This window comes from Streptomyces sp. DvalAA-43 (assembly GCF_900091725.1).
GTDB lineage: Bacteria > Actinomycetota > Actinomycetes > Streptomycetales > Streptomycetaceae > Streptomyces > Streptomyces pulveraceus.
Genome location: NZ_FMBW01000040.1, coordinates 422,737 through 435,621, shown reverse-complemented (window position 1 = coordinate 435,621; position 12,885 = coordinate 422,737). Strand labels below are relative to the sequence as shown.

Here is a 12,885-nt window from a genome sequence, read left to right as displayed (position 1 = left end):
TTCCGTGGTCCGCGTCGGGATGATGACCGTGGTGGGTTCCGTGGTCCGCGTCGGGATGATGACCGTGGTGGGTTCCGTGGTCCGCGTCGGGATGATGACCGTGGTGGGCGTCCTGCGGGTGGGTTCGAGCGGCGTGATGACCGGCCGCGTGGCCCCCGTCGTGACGACGACAACCGTGGCGGCGGCTACCGCCGTGATGACAACCGTGGTGGGGGCTCTGGCGGTGGATTCCGACGCGATGACAACCGTCGTGACGACAACCGTGGTGGCGGATACAGCGGGCAGCGGGACGATCGTGGCGGCCGGGGCGGCTACCGCGGGCGCGACGACCGTGGTGGGTACGAGCGGCGGGACGACCGGGACCGCGAGCCCATCAAGCGGCTCCCGATCCCCGAGGACGTCACCGGCAACGAGATCGACAAGGATGTGCGGCAGGAGCTGATGAGCCTGCCGAAGACCCTGGCCGAGGACGTCTCGCGCAACCTCGTCATGGTGGCCCGGCTGATCGACGAGGACCCGGAGCAGGCGTACGCGTATGCGCGGATCGCGCTCCGGCTGGCCTCGCGGGTGGCTGCGGTGCGTGAGGCGGCGGGATTCGCCGCGTATGCCACGCAGAAGTACTCGGAGGCGCTGGCGGAGTTCCGGGCCGCCAAGCGGATGACCGGGTCCGTGGAGCTGTGGCCCGTCATGGCCGACTGCGAGCGCGGACTCGGGCGGCCCGAGCGGGCGATGGCCATGGCCGGCGAACCCGAGGTGCAGAAGCTCGACAAGGCCGGGCAGGTCGAGATGCGCCTGGTGGCTGCCGGGGCCCGTCGCGACATGGGGCAGCTCGACGCGGCCATCGTCACGCTGCAGAGCTCCGAGCTCGCGTCGAACGCCGTGCACTCGTGGACGGCCCGGCTGCGCTACGCGTACGCCGACGCGCTGCTGGCGGCCGGGCGCGAGGACGAGGCGCGCGAGTGGTTCGGGAAGGCGCTGGAGGCCGACAAGGACGGCTCCACCGACGCGTCCGACCGGCTCGCCGAGATGGACGGTGTCGAGTTCGTCGATGCCCTCGACGAGGACGGGGAGGACGACGGGGACGACGACGGCGTGATCCCGGAACCGGTCGCAGACGCGGCGGACGACAACCGCGCGGACGGGGACGAGGACAAGGGCCGTACGTTCGAGGCGTAAGGCATGAGAGAGGGCGGCACTCCGGGAGGGGTGCCGCCCTTTTTCGTTGCCGGTTCCGCTGCCGGCGGGATCAGTCGAGGTCGAGGCTCCGCAGAACCAGGCCGGTGGCCGGCTTGGGGCCGAAGGAAGTCGACTTGCGGGGCATGGTGACGCCCTGCCGGGCGAGGTCCCGGACGACCTCCTCGCGTACCGGATGCATCAGGACCGCCGTCGCGTGGTGGCGCTCGGCCTGTTCCACGGCGGCCGCGGTGTCGTGGATGTACGCGATGTGCTCCGGGGTGTCGGGGATCTGCCAGACGTGTTCGAGCAGGGCCGTGTGCAGGACCGTCGCGTCGAGGGTCCGCCAGGCGGCCGGGCGGTCGGCGGGAACCGTGCGGGACAGCAGGCCGGGGTCCGGGCGGTCGATGAGATGGAAGCCGCCGTCGCCGGCGAGCAGGAACGCGTTGCCCTCGGCGGACGCCTCGGCCAGTGCCTCCAGGGCCCGGGGGAGCGGCCCGGCCAGGTCACGGACGCGGAAGAGGCCGTCCAGCGCGGCGAGCGCGTCGGCGACCGGGAGACCGTGCAGCAGCCGGTGTATGGCGCGGACCCGGAGCGGGTAGCGGGCCGTGTCGACGAGGAGGACCAGGCCGAAGTCCCAGGGGCCCGGCGCGGTGTGCTCCTGCTGAAGGCGGAGGTAGGTGGCCCAGCGGTGGTGGCCGTCGGCGATCAGGGCCTGGTGATGGGCGAGATCGGTCTCGATCTCGGCCCGGTCGGCCGGGTCGGTGACCGCCCAGAGCCGGTGGCGGTAGCCGTCCTCGGTGGTGGTGGCGAGCAGCGGCGGGCGGTCCGTGGTCCGCTCGATGACGGCGGTCGCGCCCGAGCCGCCACCGTCGCTGCGGTAGGTGAGCAGCAGCGGCTCGAAATGGGCGGCCGTGGTGCGCATCAGGTCGGCCCGGTCCTCCACGACATGGGCCATCACGTCCTCGTGCGGCAGGACGATGCCGTCCGCGGGGGCGGAGAGCGCCAGCGCGCCGACGACGCCGCGTTGCAGGATCTCGTCGTTGCGCTGCTCGTAGACGTACAGAGCGGGCTCGCTGTCCGGTGCGAGGACGCCCTCGGCCAGCCAGCGGTGCAGGGTCTGCGCCGCCTGCTCGTGGCGGGCCGCGGCGGTGTCCGCCTGCGGAAGTATCAGCCGGACGATGTTGTGCGGATCCGCCGACTCCAGGTGGTGCAGCCCGTCGGGGCGTACGACGACGTCGTACGGCGGCGAGGTCACCGCAGCGAGACTGCCGACCCGCTCGGGGACGTACCGCAGTCCACGGAACGGAATCAGACGCAGTCCCTGGCCGGCCGGACCTGATGTGTTCATTTCTGCATCGTATGTGTGCGGCCGGGATGCGCGATGATCGGGACAGAAGCATGGAACGAGGAGCGCAAAGAATGAGTCAGCCGAGCAGGACCAGGCCCAGCGGCAGCAGTACCGTGTTGAACGAGGCGTACGACACGGCGCTGCTCGATCTCGACGGGGTGGTGTACGCGGGTGGCCACGCGATCGTCCATGCCGTCGACTCGCTGAGGGCGGCGCGGGACGGCGGAATGCACCTGGCGTACGTCACCAACAACGCCCTGCGGACCCCGGCCGCGGTGGCCGGGCACCTGACCGAACTCGGTGTTCCGGCGGAGCCCGCGGATGTGATCACCTCGGCGCAGGCGGTCGCCCGGCTGATGGCCGACCAGCTGCCCGCCGGGGCCCGGGTGCTGGTCGTGGGCGGCGAGGGGCTGCGGGTCGCGCTGCGGGAGCGCGGTCTGGTGCCGGTGGAATCGGCGGACGACGAGCCGGTCGCGGTGGCGCAGGGGTACGGCGGGCCCGACATGGTGTGGGGGCGGTTCGCCGAGGCCGCGTACGCGATCGCGCGCGGGGTGCCGTGGTTCGCGTCCAACACGGATCTGACGATCCCGAGCGCCCGGGGGATCGCACCGGGCAACGGCGCCGCGGTGGAGGTCGTACGGATCGCCACCGGGGCCGAGCCGCAGGTCGCCGGGAAGCCGCTGCCGCCGATGCACCGGGAGACGGTGCTGCGGACCGGGGCCCGGCGCCCGCTGGTGGTCGGCGACCGGCTGGACACGGACATCGAGGGCGCGTTCAACGGCGGGGTGGACTCCCTGCTGGTGCTCACCGGGGTCACGGACGCGGCCCAGCTGGTCGCCGCCCCGCCGAAGCACCGGCCGACGTACGTGGACGCGGATCTGCGGGGGCTGCTGACCGGGCAGCCCGAGGTGGCGGAGAGCGGCGAGGGCTTCGGGTGCGGGGGGTGGACGGCCTCGGTGCGCGGGGACGCGCTGGGGCTGGCGGGGGACGGGGACGTGCTCGACGGGCTGCGGGCGCTCTGCGGGGCGGCCTGGTCGTACGCCGGGGACGGCTCCTGCGGGCTGGACGCGGGCAAGGCGGTCGCCAGGCTGGGGCTGTAGCGGGAGGCTCCCGGCACCCTCGGTACCAGGCTCCCGGCACCCTCAGAACGAGGGAGGGTAGGCTAACCTAACTTGCTCGGTGTGTCGTCGTCGTCCTGATCGGTGTGTCGTCGTACCGCACCCCATCACCTCCGACTCCGGGAGTACGACCATGCAGCGCCTCACCGCGGACTCGGTGACCCTCGGCTACGACCAGCGAGTCATCGCGGAGAATCTCTCGGTCGAGATCCCCGACAACTCGTTCACGGTGATCGTCGGCCCCAACGCCTGCGGCAAATCGACCCTGTTGCGTGCGCTGGCGCGGATGCTGAAGCCGGACAGCGGGCGGGTGCTCCTGGACGGGCGGACGATCCACGGGATGCCGGCGAAGAAGGTCGCCAGGACACTGGGGCTGCTGCCGCAGTCCTCCATCGCGCCGGACGGGATCACCGTCGCCGACCTCGTCGGGCGAGGCCGGTACCCGCACCAGGGGCTGCTGCGCCAGTGGTCGCCGGACGACGAACGCATTGTCGACGAATCGATGGTGGCGACCGGGGTCGGTGCGCTCGCCGATCGCTATGTCGACGAACTGTCCGGCGGGCAGCGGCAGCGGGTCTGGATCGCCATGGCGCTCGCCCAGCAGACACCGCTGCTGCTGCTCGACGAGCCCACGACATATCTCGACATCCAGCACCAGATCGAGGTGCTCGACCTCTGCGCGGAGCTGCACGAGACCCAGGGGCGCACCCTGGTGGCCGTCCTGCACGATCTGAACCACGCCGCGCGGTACGCCACCCACCTCATCGCGATGCGGGAGGGCGAGGTGATCGCCGAGGGGGCGCCGGGCGAGGTCGTCACCGCGGAGCTGGTGGAGCGGGTCTTCGGGCTGCGCTGTCAGGTCATCGACGACCCGGAGACCGGGACTCCGCTGGTGGTGCCGGCCGCGCGCAGGCCGCGCGGCGACGGGGCGGATGCGCGGGGCAGGGCGGTCGCCGGAGCACCGGCCGGGGGCTGAACGGGCGGTGGGCGGAAGGCCGCCCCGGCTACAGCAGCGACTTGAGCCTCAGCAGATCGCGGAAACCGGCCTCCAGCCGGACCCGGCCCGAACCCCACGCCCTGGCGAAGTTCAGCTCGCCGTCCACCATGGCCACCAGGTCGTCGCCGGTCATCGCGAGCCGGATCTCGGCCTTCTCACGGGGCGGTCCCTCGACCGTGTCCAGGACCCGGATCCGGCCATCGGCCAGCCGCCCCGTGAAGGTGATGTCGAGGTCCTTGATGTGGCAGCTCAGCGAGCGGTCGAGGGCTGCCGCGCTGCGCACGTCGCCGTCGGCCCCCGCGAGGCTGTCGGAAAGTCTGTCGAGTGCGCTGCGGCACTCCGCCATGGTCGCCATTGTGATCGACGGTACCGCAGCCCTTCGCGGTAGCGTTTCCCGCATGAGCGACTCGATGCCGGAACCGGGAACGGCGGCCGGAACAGTGCCCGGGAGCGGGGTGGCGGACCCGTCCGGCGAGGGCCCGGCCCCCGCCGCCGCGCTCGACCCCGCCGCGCCCGCGCCCCTCGGCGTCGCACGCACCCCCACCGGCGACGCCGGGGTGGACGCGGAGCTGGAGCGTCTCGCCGATGCGGACCACCTCCCGGCCGACGGACACATCGAGGTGTATGAGGATGTACACCGCGGGCTGCGCGAAACGCTGACCGCGCTGGACGCCAGGCCCGCACCCGCACCGGTGCCCCCGCACAACAACAGGAGCTGAACCGAACGTGGCAAGAGTGGCACGCCGCCGCCTCGACGCCGAGCTGGTACACCGCAAGCTCGCACGCTCACGCGAGCACGCGAGCCAGCTGATCGCCGCCGGGCGGGTGACCGTCGGCGGGAACACCGCGACCAAACCCGCCACCCAGGTGGAGACCAGCGCCGCCGTCGTCGTGACCGAGGACGACAGCGACCCCGGGTACGTCTCGCGCGGCGGGCACAAGCTCGCGGGCGCCCTCGCCGCCTTCGTGCCCCTCGGGCTGGAGGCCGAGGGACGGCGGGCGCTGGACGCCGGGGCGTCGACCGGAGGCTTCACCGATGTACTGCTGCGGGCCGGCGTCGCCCATGTCGTCGCCGTCGACGTCGGATACGGACAGCTCGCCTGGTCGCTCCAGTCCGATGAACGCGTCACCGTCAAGGACCGTACCAACGTGCGGGAGTTGACGCTGGAGGCGATCGACGGACAGCCGGTGGACCTGGTGGTCGGCGACCTGTCGTTCATCCCGCTGGGCCTCGTCCTGCCCGCCCTGGCGCGCTGCGCCGCCCCCGACGCGGACCTGGTCCTCATGGTCAAGCCGCAGTTCGAGGTCGGCCGGGAACGGCTCGGCAGCGGCGGTGTGGTGCGCAGCCCCGAGCTGCGGGCCGAAGCGGTCCGTGAAGTGGCCCGCCGGGCCTGGGCGCTGGGCCTCGGAGTACGGGGGGTGACGGCGAGCCCGCTGCCGGGGCCCTCGGGAAACGTCGAGTACTTTCTCTGGCTGCGGGCCGGAGCACCTGAGCTGGATCCCGCGGATGTCGACCGTGCAGTGGCGGAGGGGCCTCGTTGACGACGAATGCGGCACGAACTGTCTTTCTTCTGGCGCACACCGGCCGCCCGGCCGCGATCCGCAGCGCCGAACTGGTCGTACAGGGGCTGCTGCGCAGCGGCCTCGGCGTCCGGGTGCTGGCCACCGAGGCGGCCGACCTGCCGCTGCCTCCGTCCGTGGAGACGGTCACGGACACCACGCCCAAGGCCGTGGACGGCTGTGAACTGCTGATCGTGCTCGGCGGGGACGGGACGCTGCTGCGCGGCGCCGAGTTCTCGCGCGCCTCCGGGGTGCCGATGCTCGGCGTCAACCTCGGCCGGGTCGGCTTCCTCGCCGAGGCCGAGCGGGACGACCTGGACAAGGTCGTCGACCGGGTCGTCACCCGGGCCTACCAGGTCGAGGAGCGCATGACGCTCGACGTCGTGGTGCACAGCAACGGCGACATCGTCCACACCGACTGGGCGCTCAACGAGGCAGCCGTCCAGAAGATGTCGCCCGAGCGGATGCTGGAGGTGGTCCTGGAGATCGACGGCCGCCCCGTGACCGGGTTCGGCTGCGACGGAATCGTCTGCGCGACCCCGACCGGATCGACCGCCTACGCCTTCTCGGCGGGCGGTCCCGTCGTCTGGCCCGAGGTCGAGGCGCTGCTCATGGTGCCGATCAGCGCCCACGCGCTGTTCGCCAAGCCGCTGGTGACCTCCCCGACCTCGGTGCTCGCCGTCGAGGTCCAGCAGCACACCCCGCACGGGGTGCTGTGGTGCGACGGGCGCAGGACCGTGGAACTGCCCGCGGGAGCGCGGGTCGAGGTGCGGCGCGGCGCGGTGCCCGTACGGCTGGCGCGGCTGCACCACGCCTCGTTCACCGACCGGCTGGTCGCTAAATTCGCACTGCCGGTCTCCGGGTGGCGGGGCGCACCGCACTGACCGGCGGACATTCCCCCGCAGGTGTGGCGCATGCTGTGCGGATACCCGGGAGAGCGGGCCCCGGGGGCGGGGTCCGTCGCACATCGGGGTCCGGACCTCGTAAGGTCGTGTCCGTGTTGGAGGAGATGCGGATACGGTCGCTCGGAGTCATCGACGACGCGGTGGTGGAGCTGTCACCCGGTTTCACCGCGGTGACGGGCGAGACCGGCGCGGGCAAGACCATGGTCGTCACCAGTCTGGGGCTGCTGCTCGGCGGACGCGCCGACCCCGCCCTGGTACGGATCGGGGCGAAGGCCGCCGTCGTCGAGGGGCGGATCACCGTGTCCGGCGGCGACACCGTCGCCCTGCGGGCCGAGGAGGCCGGGGCCGAGATCGAGGACGGCGCGCTGCTGATCAGCCGTACCGTCTCCGCGGAGGGGCGCTCCCGGGCGCATCTCGGCGGCCGGTCCGTGCCGGTCGGGGTGCTCGCCGAACTCGCCGACGAACTCGTCGCCGTGCACGGCCAGACCGACCAGCAGGGGCTGCTCAAGCCCGCCCGGCAGCGACAGGCCCTCGACCGATACGCGGGCGACGGCGTCGCCGTGCCGCACGCCGAGTACGCGACGGCCTACCGGCGGCTGCGGGCGGTCGTCACGGAGCTCGACGAGCTGACGACGCGGGCCCGGGAGCGCGCCCAGGAAGCCGATCTGCTGCGCTTCGGGCTGGGCGAGATCGCCGCGGTCGAACCTCTGGCCGGGGAGGACGTCGACCTCGCCGCCGAGGCCGAGCGGCTCGGCCACGCGGAAGCGCTCGCCTCCGCCGCGGCCCTCGCGCACACCGCACTCGCGGGCGATCCGGAGGACCCGGAGGGCGTCGACGCGACGACCGTCGTCGCGGCCGCCGGGCGCTCTCTGGACGCCGTGCGCGCCCACGATCCGGCGCTGGCGGCGCTCGCCGACCGGATCGGCGAGATCTCGATCCTGCTCTCCGACGTGGCGGGCGAACTGGCCGGGTACGCCGACCAGTTGGACGCCGATCCGCGGCGGCTGGCCGCGGTGGAGGAGCGGCGCGCGGCGCTCACCGCGCTCACCCGGAAATACGGCGAGGACATCGGCGCCGTGCTCGCCTGGGCCCAGGAGGGCGCCGCCCGGCTCACCGAGCTGGAGGGCGACGACGACCGGATCGGCGAGCTGACGGCCGAACGCGACGCGCTGCGGGCCGAACTCTCCGGCCTCGGACAGGCGTTGACCGACGCGCGCAACCGGGCGGCCGCGCTCTTCGCCGAAGCGGTGACCGCGGAGCTGGCCTCGCTGGCCATGCCGCACGCCCGGGTCTCCTTCGACATCCGGCAGACCGAGGCGGCCGACGAGGCGTCCGGCATCGAGATCGACGGGCGGAGCGTGGTCTACGGACCGTCCGGCGCCGACGAGGTCGAGCTGCTGCTGGCTCCGCACCCGGGCGCCCAGCCGCGGCCGATCGCCAAGGGCGCGTCGGGCGGTGAGCTGTCCCGGGTGATGCTCGCCGTCGAGGTGGTCTTCGCGGGCGCCGACCCCGTACCCACGTACCTCTTCGACGAGGTCGACGCGGGCGTCGGCGGCAAGGCCGCGGTCGAGGTCGGGCGGCGGCTGGCGAAGCTCGCCAGGTCCGCCCAGGTCGTCGTCGTCACGCATCTGCCCCAGGTGGCGGCCTTCGCGGACCGGCAGCTGCTGGTCGAGAAGACCGTCGACGGGTCGGTGACCAGCAGTGGGGTCACGGTCCTGGAGGGCGAGGACCGGGTGCGGGAGCTGTCCCGGATGCTCGCGGGCCAGGAGGACTCCCAGACGGCACGGGCCCATGCGGAGGAGCTGCTGGCCGCGGCGCGCTCGGACGGATAGCGGGCACGGGCTCCCGCCCGACCGCCACAGCGGCCCGCCGGGGAGGCCCCGGCGGGCCGCTTTGTACTCTGGCGCGCATGGGAGCAGCGTTCAGCAGGACCATGGTGTCCGGTGCCGTCGCCGCCGCCGTCGCGGGAGGTGTGTACCGGGCGCTGCGGTCCCGCCCGCGCCCGCAGCGGCAGCGCACGTGGCGGCAGCGCACCAACTACGCGGGCCGTACCGTCGATCTGTACGCGGGTCCGGCCGCCGTCCTCGGTGCCGCTGCCGGAACGGCCGTGCTCCCGCTGCCGGCCCGTACCCGGTGCGCCGCCCTGCTCGCCGTACTGGCGGCCGGTGGCTGCGGTGCGTACGACGACCTCATCGGTGCGGACGATCCGCGCCGGGGGTTCCGTGCCCATCTGGGGGCGCTGCGGGACGGCGAGGTGACCAGCGGTGCGGTGAAGCTTCTCGGGATCGGGGGTGCCGGGCTCGTGGCCGGCGCGCTGGTCGAGGAGCGGCCCGTCGACCGGGTGCTCGCCGGGGTCGTGATCGCCGGAACCGCCCATCTCGTCAATCTGGTGGACGTGCGGCCCGGCGTGGCCGCCGCCACCGTCCTCGCCCTCGGTGCCCCCGGACTGCCGGGGGCCGGGCTCGCCGCCGCACCCATGGGTGCCGTGGCCGCGCTCGTCGCCGACGACCTGGGGGAGCGGACCATGTTCGGGGACACCGGGGTCCATGCCCTGGGGGCCGCGCTCGGGGTCGCGATCGCGGTGGGGCGCGGCCGGGCCGGACTCGTCGCGCACGCCGCGGGGCTGGTCGCGGCGGCGGCGTACGGGGACCGGATCAGCCGGGCCGTTCGGGTGCTGTCGGACCGCTGACGGCGCGGGCCGGACAACAGGGCGCCCCTTTCTCACCCGTGTGAGTGGTAGCCCGCGTCCGGTTGTTGCCGTACGGGCCGCGAGGACGGCCGGATTGCGCCGGAACGCGCGTACGGACTGGCATCCTTGGCGATGCCATCACCGCCGACTCGGGAGCTCCGGGAGCCATTCAACGTGTCACAGCTGCGTACGGTCCAAGTCCTGGGCGGCGGCAGCGCGGGCAGCAGTGCCCACGTCCGTTCGCTGGCCGCCGGACTCGTGGCGAGGGGCGTGCACGTCACGGTCTGCGCCCCGGCCGAACTGGACCACGCCCACGACTACTCCGGTACGGGCGCCGGTTTCGCCCCCGTACCGCGGCGCGGTGACCCCGTCTCCGTCGCCGCCCTGCGCGCCGCCTGCCTGACGGCGGACGTCGTCCACGCGCACGGGGCGCACGCCGCCGTGCGCGCCGCTCTCGCGCTCGGCGGCACGCGCATCCCACTGGTCGTCACCTGGCACGCCCGCGCCCACGCCGAAGGGGCCCGCAGCCGGCTGGTGCGGCTGATGGAGCGAAGGGCCGCCCGTGCGGCGGCCGTCGTGCTCGGCACGACATCGGACCTGGTCGACCGGGCGCGCCGCCGAGGCGCGCGCGACGCCCGGCTCGCGCCGGTCTCCGCCCCCGTGCCCCGCCTGTCCGCCGCCGCCCACGCGGGCAAGGCGCGGGCCGAGATCGGCGCGGTGGAACGGCCGTTGATCCTCGCCTGCGGGAGTCTCGTACCGCATCACGGATACGGCACCCTGCTCGACGCCGCGCGGCTGTGGCGGGAGCTCGACCCCGCGCCGCTCCTGGTCATCGTGGGCGAGGGACGCGAACGTTCCGCCCTGCAGCGCCGGATCAGGAACGAGGCACTGCCCGTCCGGCTCCTCGGCGACCGCGACGACCGCACCGAGCTGCTGGCCGCGGCGGATCTGACCGTGCTGTGCAGCAGCTGGGAGGCGCGTTCGGTACAGGCCCAGGAAGCGCTGCGGCTCGGCGTCCCGCTGGTCGCCACCGCGGTCGGCGGAGTGCCCGAACTCGTCGGGGACGCGGCCGAACTCGTGCCGTACGGCAACGCGGAGGCGCTCGCGCGGGCGGTGGCCCGGCTGCTCGGTGATCCGCCGCGCCGCGAGGAGATGACGGCCGCCGGGCTCGCGCAGGCCGCGAGTTGGCCGACCGAGGACGACACGATCGCCCAAGTGCTCAGTGTGTACGACGAGTTGACCCAGCCACTGGCGGCGGCGCGGGTGCGCTGAGCCGCCCGGCCGGGCCGGTCACGCGGTGTGGCGGCGGGCCCGGAGCGCCAGGCTCAGCGCCAGCACCGCCTGGGGGTCGTCCAGGTCGGTGCCGAGCAGTTCGCCGATCCGGGCCAGCCGGTTGTACAGCGTCTGCCGGTTCAGATGCAGCTCCCGTGCCGTCTCCGCCTTGCGGCCCGCGTGGGCCAGATACGTCTCCAGCGTCGGCAGCAGCACCGGGCGCGAGGTGCGGTCGTGATCGCGCAGCGGGCCGATCGCCCGGTCCACGAACGCCGCCAGATCCGGGTGGTCCCGCAGCCGCCACAGCAGCAGATCGATGTCGAGGCGCCGGGCGTCGTACCAGGGCCGGTCGCTGAGTCCGTGCGCGGCCGTCGCCGTCTCGGCGGCGTGCCGCAACCCCGCACCGGCCGCCGCCCAGCCGCCCGCCACACCCACCACCACGACCGGCGGATGCGCTCCCGCCCGCTCCAGCCCGGCCCGCTCCACCCCGGCGCGCAGCGCCGCCGCGACCCGGTCCGCCACCGCCGTGCGCTCCGTCTCGGACCGCAGCCCCAGCAGCACCGGAACCCGGCCCTCCACGGGGCGTACGCCCAGCAGCACCGGCACCCCCACCGACGAGAGCTCCTCCAGCACCGCCCGCGCCAGCAGCGCCCAGTTCCCGGACACCGAGAGCTCGGGGGCCAGCCGCATCACGACCGGCAGCAGTGGCATTCCGGCCGGTTTGAAGCCCAGTACGCGGGCCTGCGCGGGCGCGTCCTCCGGCGTGATCCGGCCTTCCGCGAGATCGGTCAGGAAGTCGCCCCGGCCACGGGCCGCGAGCTCCTCCTCCTGGCGGGCCTGCATCAGCACGACGGCGAGGATCCCCGCCGCCCGCTCCGCCGCCATCCGGTGCACGGTCACCAGCGGCCCGGACACGGCCAGCAGCACCAGCCTGGCCCGTACCGAACCGCTGCCCGGACCGCCGCCCGGCACATCCACCAGCACCGAACCGGTGGGCGGCGTCTCCCGGGCCGCCCGGCCGCCGCGCATCCCGTCCCAGACCTGGAGCGGATCGGCACCGACCGGACCGGATCCGGGGCCCGCCGCGTACAGCAGCTGGCCGTCCGCCGTCTCCAGGAAGACCGGGTTGGCCGTGAAGTCCGCCAGGATGCCGAGCACCTGGGGCACCCCGCCGCCGCCGAGCAGCGCCTCCGTGCACCGCCGGTGCACGTCCTCGGCCTGCCGCAGCAGCGCGTAGTGGCCGTTGACGATCTCGGTGTGGATCTCCTCGGTCACCGCCACGAACGGCACCTCGCGGTGCAGCTGCACCAGGGGGAGCCCCGCGGCGCGGGCGGCGTCCACTATCGACGCGGGCAGTCGGCTGAAGCGCGGCCCGAGCTCCACCACCAGGGCGGCGATCTGGCGGTCGGCGAGCCGGCGCACGAAGGCGCGCTGCTCGGCCGGGCGGGTGCCGAGCCCGAGACCGGTGGTCAGCAGCAGTTCACCGCCCTTGAGCAGCGAGGCGATATTGGGTACCTCGCCCGCGTGCACCCAGCGCACCGTACGGTTCAGCCGGTCCGAGCCGGCCACCACCTCCGGGAGCCCGCCGCGCAGCCCCGGCAGCTCCAGGGCTCGCTGCACGGTGATTCCGCCTTGGGTCTCCACTGGCTCTGGCCTCGCGCTTCACTCGGTTCGGACGGGCGGTCGCCCTGATTCAGGACGGTACCGGCCCCGGGCGCCCGGGGCGTCGTCGGGGAGCCGCCGGGGGAGTCCCCGGACCGGGCCCGGTCCGGTCCGGGCCGCTGCCGGCACGGAAGGAACACCGCTGTTGACACGGGACG

At 74.0% G+C, this 12,885-nt stretch carries 12 protein-coding genes and 1 pseudogene; 10 read left to right on the top strand and 3 right to left on the bottom strand.

What is annotated here, in order from left to right:
• Positions 1–442: pseudogene (locus tag GA0115234_RS42325) on the top strand (hypothetical protein); the annotation flags it as partial.
• The gene (locus GA0115234_RS14540; RefSeq protein ID WP_202553657.1) at positions 442–1,176 is read left to right on the top strand and encodes a tetratricopeptide repeat protein; all 735 of its coding nucleotides are present in this window, start codon (positions 442–444) and stop codon (positions 1,174–1,176) included. The pseudogene GA0115234_RS42325 and the gene GA0115234_RS14540, both read left to right, overlap by 1 nt.
• A 70-nt stretch (positions 1,177–1,246) precedes the next feature.
• Here the strand turns inward: GA0115234_RS14540 and GA0115234_RS14535 are convergent, their stop codons facing one another.
• Positions 1,247–2,524, bottom strand: coding sequence for a DUF1015 domain-containing protein (locus tag GA0115234_RS14535; protein WP_093541591.1), 1,278 nt, complete (start codon positions 2,522–2,524; stop codon positions 1,247–1,249).
• A 71-nt stretch (positions 2,525–2,595) separates the two neighbouring features.
• Here GA0115234_RS14535 and GA0115234_RS14530 point away from each other — a divergent pair, with 71 nt between their 5' ends.
• Both GA0115234_RS14530 and GA0115234_RS14525 read left to right on the top strand, forming a co-directional pair.
• The gene (locus GA0115234_RS14530; protein WP_093541589.1) at positions 2,596–3,624 is read left to right on the top strand and encodes an HAD hydrolase-like protein; all 1,029 of its coding nucleotides are present in this window, start codon (positions 2,596–2,598) and stop codon (positions 3,622–3,624) included.
• Between the two features lie 151 nt (positions 3,625–3,775).
• Positions 3,776–4,618: an ABC transporter ATP-binding protein gene (locus GA0115234_RS14525; RefSeq protein ID WP_093541588.1), complete on the top strand. Its 843-nt coding sequence runs from the start codon at positions 3,776–3,778 to the stop codon at positions 4,616–4,618.
• Between the two features lie 28 nt (positions 4,619–4,646).
• Here the strand turns inward: GA0115234_RS14525 and GA0115234_RS14520 are convergent, their stop codons facing one another.
• Entirely contained in the window at positions 4,647–4,994 is a 348-nt protein-coding gene (locus tag GA0115234_RS14520; RefSeq protein WP_093541586.1) for an SCP2 sterol-binding domain-containing protein, read from the bottom strand.
• A gap of 43 nt (positions 4,995–5,037) precedes the next feature.
• Between GA0115234_RS14520 and GA0115234_RS14515 the strand changes: the two genes are divergently transcribed.
• The 6 genes from GA0115234_RS14515 (at position 5,038) to GA0115234_RS14490 (ending at position 11,065) form a co-directional block, all read left to right on the top strand.
• A complete protein-coding gene (locus tag GA0115234_RS14515) occupies positions 5,038–5,358 on the top strand; it encodes a hypothetical protein (RefSeq protein ID WP_176729162.1) in 321 nt (106 codons plus the stop codon).
• 7 nt (positions 5,359–5,365) lie between these two features.
• Positions 5,366–6,181, top strand: a complete 816-nt coding sequence (locus GA0115234_RS14510; RefSeq protein WP_093541585.1) for a TlyA family RNA methyltransferase — start codon at positions 5,366–5,368, stop codon at positions 6,179–6,181.
• The gene (locus GA0115234_RS14505; protein ID WP_093541583.1) at positions 6,178–7,083 is read left to right on the top strand and encodes an NAD kinase; all 906 of its coding nucleotides are present in this window, start codon (positions 6,178–6,180) and stop codon (positions 7,081–7,083) included. The genes GA0115234_RS14510 and GA0115234_RS14505 overlap by 4 nt, the downstream gene beginning before the upstream one ends.
• 107 nt (positions 7,084–7,190) lie before the next feature.
• Entirely contained in the window at positions 7,191–8,936 is a 1,746-nt protein-coding gene (gene recN / locus GA0115234_RS14500) for a DNA repair protein RecN (protein ID WP_176729161.1), read from the top strand.
• A gap of 77 nt (positions 8,937–9,013) precedes the next feature.
• Positions 9,014–9,793 carry a hypothetical protein gene (locus GA0115234_RS14495; protein WP_093541579.1) on the top strand — a complete coding sequence of 260 codons (780 nt, stop codon included), beginning with the start codon at positions 9,014–9,016 and terminating at the stop codon, positions 9,791–9,793.
• Positions 9,794–9,967: 174 nt separating this feature from the next.
• The gene (locus GA0115234_RS14490) at positions 9,968–11,065 is read left to right on the top strand and encodes a glycosyltransferase family 4 protein (RefSeq protein WP_093541577.1); all 1,098 of its coding nucleotides are present in this window, start codon (positions 9,968–9,970) and stop codon (positions 11,063–11,065) included.
• Positions 11,066–11,083: 18 nt separating this feature from the next.
• On the opposite strand, the gene GA0115234_RS14485 is transcribed toward GA0115234_RS14490, so the two are convergent.
• Positions 11,084–12,709, bottom strand: coding sequence for a PucR family transcriptional regulator (locus GA0115234_RS14485; protein ID WP_093541575.1), 1,626 nt, complete (start codon positions 12,707–12,709; stop codon positions 11,084–11,086).
• Positions 12,710–12,885 lie beyond the last annotated feature (176 nt).